This window comes from Streptomyces sp. NPDC000941, from assembly GCF_053599555.1.
On record NZ_JBSFMM010000403.1, the window covers coordinates 1 to 5,099 of the forward strand.

Annotated in this window: 4 protein-coding genes; 3 read left to right on the top strand and 1 reads right to left on the bottom strand. The window is 71.0% G+C overall.

The features are described from left to right. Positions 1-127: 127 nt before the first annotated feature. A complete protein-coding gene (locus ACWDSL_RS51770; protein ID WP_450496543.1) occupies positions 128-853 on the bottom strand; it encodes an exonuclease domain-containing protein in 726 nt (241 codons plus the stop codon). Between the two features lie 160 nt (positions 854-1,013). On the opposite strand from ACWDSL_RS51770, the gene ACWDSL_RS51775 reads away from it, so the two are divergent. The 3 genes from ACWDSL_RS51775 to thrS all read left to right on the top strand — a co-directional run bounded on the left by ACWDSL_RS51775 (position 1,014) and on the right by thrS (position 4,951). After that, entirely contained in the window at positions 1,014-1,592 is a 579-nt protein-coding gene (locus ACWDSL_RS51775) for a DUF4365 domain-containing protein (RefSeq protein ID WP_014175010.1), read from the top strand. Further along, positions 1,592-2,827, top strand: a complete 1,236-nt coding sequence (locus tag ACWDSL_RS51780) for a hypothetical protein (RefSeq protein ID WP_450496545.1) — start codon at positions 1,592-1,594, stop codon at positions 2,825-2,827. Before ACWDSL_RS51775 ends, ACWDSL_RS51780 begins: the two co-directional genes overlap by 1 nt. A 144-nt stretch (positions 2,828-2,971) precedes the next feature. Then, complete coding sequence (gene thrS, locus ACWDSL_RS51785) at positions 2,972-4,951, top strand: threonine--tRNA ligase (RefSeq protein ID WP_450496546.1); 1,980 nt, start codon at positions 2,972-2,974, stop codon at positions 4,949-4,951. The last annotated feature ends 148 nt before the right edge of the window (positions 4,952-5,099 follow it).

A 5,099-nucleotide genomic window follows, 5' to 3' on the forward strand; every position in this document is an offset into this window, starting at 1 on the left:
AGAGCGCTTCGTTCACACCGAAGAGGTCACTGGTTCGAACCCAGTATCGCCCACCTCATGAGGCCGGGCCGCCAGCAGGCGGTCCGGCCTCAACCCTTGTCCGGGCCTCGACACGTATCCGGCGGGCCTACGCCGCGGCGGGCAGCTCCGGCCGCATCGGCCAGGCCGGGTCGCACACCTCCTGCGAGCCGTTGAGCGCGAACCACGCCTGCAGACCGCGGGCCTGCGCCGCGTACCACACCGTCTGCCGGTCGTGCAGCTCCGCGGGCGTCATCGTGCCCAGCCGGGAGGTGAAGCGGCGGCCCACCGCCCGCACCACTTCCAGGGCGGCCGTGGCGTCCGCCGCCGCGTCATGCGCGCCCGTCAACTCCACGCCGTAATGGGCGCACAGATCGGTGAGCGTGCGGCGGCCCTTGCGATAACGGTCCAGGTGCTTGTCCAGCACCCGGGGGTCGAGGATGGCCAGTGAGCGCAGGGAGACATACGTGGACAGGCTCGCATTGCGGTGGCGTTTCAACTCACGGTCCAGCAGGGTCAGATCGAACGGCGCGTTCATCACCACCACCGGGGTGCCCCGGGCGGACTGCTCGGCCAGCGCCCGCGCCACCTCGTCCACCACCGGGGCCGGCCACCTGCCGTGCCGCTGGAGATGCGCGTCGGTCAGCCCGTGTATCGCGCTCGCCGCCTCCGGCACCGATATCCCCGGGCTCACCAGCCAGCGCCTGACCTCCGGCAGACTCCCGGCCCCCCGCTGGACCACCAAAGCGGCCGACACGATCCGGTCCTGCTCTACATCGATCCCTGTGGTCTCCGTGTCGAATGCGGCGAGAGGCCCCTCGAACCAGGACGGCATGGCCTCAACTCCTCGTGCTCGCTCACCAAATGGCATCTACGACCCCGCCCCACCTGGTGATACCCGTCGAGAGTGGGCCGAACCGCCGCCGTTTGCCGGGCTCCTGACGCGGAGACAACACTGGTGTCCAATCCGGCAATTCCGGAAGGCGCTCGACGACATGGCGTTCGCGCAGCCCGACCCGGCCACGCCGGCGAGCAGTCTGCTGTCCGAGCGGATCGCACCGCCGCGAGGCTCCCTCGCCACCACCGCCTGTATGGAGACTTTGCAGGTCGGCTATCTGCACGCGGTCGCGGCGGCCGCCGGCTGCTCCTTGGCGCAGCCCTTCCCCGACCACGGCATCGACTGGCACCTCAGCCACAGCGCGCGCGGGCACACCGTCGACGACGAAGTGACGATCAAGGTGCAGCTCAAGGCCACGTACCAGATCGCCCCCCGCCCGCCCGGGCCGACCTTCTCCTTCACCCTCGACAACGACCACCTGATCAAGCTGGCCCGGACCCCGGTCTCGGTCCACAAGATCCTCGTCGTGATGATCGTGCCGCGCGCCCGGGACGACTGGGTGCGCGCCGGTCACGACCGTCTGGCGCTGCGCCACTGCTGCTACTGGACCAACCTGGCCGGCCACCCCGTCACGGGCAGCCGCCGGACCACCGTGCGGATCCCGACCTCGAGGATCTTCGACGACCGCGCGCTCTGCGAGATCATGTCCCGGGTCGGGGCGGGAGGGAAACCCTGATGGACCGGTACCGCCCGACCGAGGAGCCCGCGCCCGCCGCGCCCACCCCGTCCCCGGACCAGGTGGACCCGGCCGTGCTCGGTGCCCTGCTGGCCCGGCACGGCTGGCGGCGGCGCGGGGGAGCGGTGGGGTGGTACGCGCGCTGGACACCGCCCGGCTACCTGACCGGCGGCACCAGCCTGCTGGTGCCCGAAAGCCGGGAGTTCCCCGACAGCGGCGATCTGCTGGGCGAGGCGGTGACCGCGCTGGCCCGCAGCGCCGCCCCGTCCGCCCGCGAGGTGCTGATCGGCCTGGCGGTGCCCAGCGACGAGATCCGCTGGCGCCGCGAGGTACCCGAGCCCCGTACGGGCGCTCCCGCCTGGACCGCGCAGGAGCGGCTGCGCGCCGCCGCCCGCGCCACGCTGCTGGCCGGGGCGCTCGCCGCCCGGGGGCGGGCGGGCTACTACGGGGCGCGCCACCGCCGCGAGGCCGAGGCGTGGCTGGAGCACGTACTGATCGGGCCGGCCGGCCCCGGCGGGCGCGAGCTGACCGTCTTCGTACCGGTGGAGCACGGGCGGGCCGTCACCGGGACCTTGCTGCGCGCGCTGTACGCGCTCCGTGACGCGGTGGACTACCAGCGGACCACCGGCAGGCAGGAGGCTTTCGACACCGCCGTGGAGGCGGGCGTGAGCCATGAGCTGACCGAGGCCGTCGTCGCCCTCGTCGAGGGGACGGAAGGGGCCCGGGTGGCGCTGGAGTGGTCGCCCGGGGCCGGCCCGCCGCACGGCTCGGCGGTCCGGCCGGAGCCGGTGGAGTTCAGCCCCGGCGATCTGCCGGCCCTGCGGGAGGCCGGCGCCCGCTACGAGCAGGCCGAGCCGTCGGTGTCGGTGCGGGTCACCGGTGCGGTGGTGCGGCTGCGCCGCACCGGACCGGGCGGCCCCGGGACGGTCCGGCTGCGGGTGCTCGCCGGCGCCGAGGTGGGGCAGGTACGGATCGCGCTGGAGGAGGACGACTACCGGATCGCGGGACACGCACATCTGGTGGGGCTGCCCATCCGGGTGAGCGGCCGGGTGGAGAGCCGGGGCGGGTTCCGGCGGATCACCGGCGCCAGGGACGTCGCCCCGGTGCAGGTCGACGAGGCCGAGCGGGACCGGCTGCTGAAGTCGATGCAGGCGAACCTGGGCGTCGCGGCCTTCTTCGAGGAGGCCTGCGGCGGGCCTGAGGGGGAGCACGGCGACGGATGCCCCGAGCCCTGACGGCGAGCTGTGGCGGCGAGTCCTGGCGATGATCGCTCCCGTAACCGTCCCCGTAACCGTTTCGCGGTCCGGCCCTCCGGCTCGGTACGATTCACGCTGCGCAGCAATCGCTGCTCCGAGTGATCCATCAGTCAGGAGAGACCGGTGTCAGACGTCCGTGTGAGCATCCAACGCGATTCCGAGCGGGAAGAGCGCGTGGTGACCACGGGCACTACGGCGGCGGACCTGTTCGACGGCGATCGCTCGATCGTGGCCGCGCGCGTCGGCGGGCAGCTGAAGGACCTGGCGTACGAGCTGGCCGAGGGCGATGAGGTCGAGCCGGTCGAGATCACCAGCCGGGACGGTCTGGACATCCTGCGCCACTCCACCGCGCATGTCATGGCGCAGGCCGTGCAGGAGCTCTTCCCGGAGGCCAAGCTCGGCATCGGCCCGCCGATCAAGGACGGCTTCTACTACGACTTCGACGTCGAGACCCCGTTCCACCCGGACGATCTCAAGCGCATCGAGAAGAAGATGCAGGAGATCATCAAGCGGGGCCAGCGGTTCTCCCGCCGCCCCGTCACCGACGAGGCCGCCCGCGAGGAGCTGGCGGCCGAGCCGTACAAGCTGGAGCTGATCGGGCTCAAAGGGTCGGCCGCGGATGCCGCCGAGGGCGCGTCGGCCGAGGTCGGCGCCGGTGAGTTGACCATCTACGACAACCTCGACGCGAAGAGCGGCGAGCTGTGCTGGAAGGACCTGTGCCGGGGGCCGCACCTGCCGACCACCCGGAACATCCCGGCGTTCAAGCTGATGCGCAGCGCCGCCGCGTACTGGCGGGGCAGTGAGCGCAACCCGCAGCTGCAGCGGCTCTACGGCACCGCCTGGCCGACCAAGGACGAGCTCAAGGCGTATCTGGACTTCCTGGTGGAGGCCGAGAAGCGCGACCACCGCAAGCTGGGCTCCGAGCTGGACCTGTTCTCCTTCCCCGACGAGCTGGGGTCGGGTCTCGCGGTGTTCCACCCCAAGGGCGGGATCATCCGCCGGGAGATGGAGGCGTACTCGCGGAAGCGGCACGAAGAGGCCGGCTACGAGTTCGTCAACACCCCGCATATCACCAAGGCCAAGCTGTTCGAGACCTCGGGGCACCTGCCGCACTACATGGAGGGCATGTTCCCCCCCATGGAGTTCGAGGGGCAGGACTACTACCTCAAGGCCATGAACTGCCCGATGCACAACCTGATCTTCCGGGCGCGCGGGCGGTCCTACCGAGAGCTGCCGCTGCGGCTGTTCGAGTTCGGCACGGTCTACCGCTACGAGAAGTCGGGCGTCGTCCACGGCCTCACCCGGGCCCGCGGCTTCACCCAGGACGACTCGCACATCTACTGCACCAGGGAGCAGGCGCCGGACGAGCTGGACTCCCTGCTCACCTTCGTGCTCGACCTGCTCCGCGACTACGGTCTGAACGACTTCTACCTGGAGCTGTCCACCCGCGACGACAGCGACAAGTTCATCGGGTCCGATGAGCAGTGGGCCGAGGCCACCGATCTGCTGCGGCAGGCCGCCGAGAAGCAGGGCCTCGAACTGGTCATGGACCCGGGCGGCGCGGCCTACTACGGGCCCAAGATCTCGGTCCAGGCGAAGGACGCCATCGGCCGGACCTGGCAGATGTCGACCATCCAGGTCGACTTCAACCAGCCCGCCCGGTTCGAGCTGGAGTACACGGCGGCGGACGGCTCTCGGCAGCAGCCGATCATGCTCCACCGGGCCCTGTTCGGATCCATCGAGCGGTTCTTCGCGGTGCTGCTGGAGCACTACGCGGGCGCCTTCCCGGTCTGGCTCGCGCCGGTCCAGGCGGTGGGCATCCCGATCGGCGACAGCCATGTGCCGTATCTGGAGGAGTTCGCGGCGGAGGCCAAGGCGAAGGGGCTGCGGGTCGAGGTCGACTCGTCCTCGGACCGGATGCAGAAGAAGATCCGCAATGCGCAGCGCGCCAAGACTCCGTTCATGATCATCGCTGGTGACGACGACATGGCGGCCGGGGCGGTCAGCTTCCGCTACCGGGACGGTTCGCAGAAGAACGGCATTCCGCGTGACCAGGCCATCGCCGAGATCGTTGACGCTGTGGAGCGCCGGATCCAGGTGTGATGTGGTCCCCGCCGACGCGGGGGTGATCCGAACCCGCAGCTACAGCGGATCTACGGCACTGGATGTTCCCCGCACGCGCGGGGGTGTGCATTCGAGGGGCGGCGCCGCACGCGGGGGCCCCCCCCCCCCACCATAACAACCCCCGACG

Coding starts and splice junctions, on each gene's coding strand:
- ACWDSL_RS51780 (WP_450496545.1), top strand. CDS start 1,592: ATGGACCGGTACCGCCCGACCGAGGAGCCCGCGCCCGCCGCGCCCACC.
- ACWDSL_RS51770 (WP_450496543.1), bottom strand. CDS start 853: ATGCCGTCCTGGTTCGAGGGGCCTCTCGCCGCATTCGACACGGAGACC.
- ACWDSL_RS51775 (WP_014175010.1), top strand. CDS start 1,014: ATGGCGTTCGCGCAGCCCGACCCGGCCACGCCGGCGAGCAGTCTGCTG.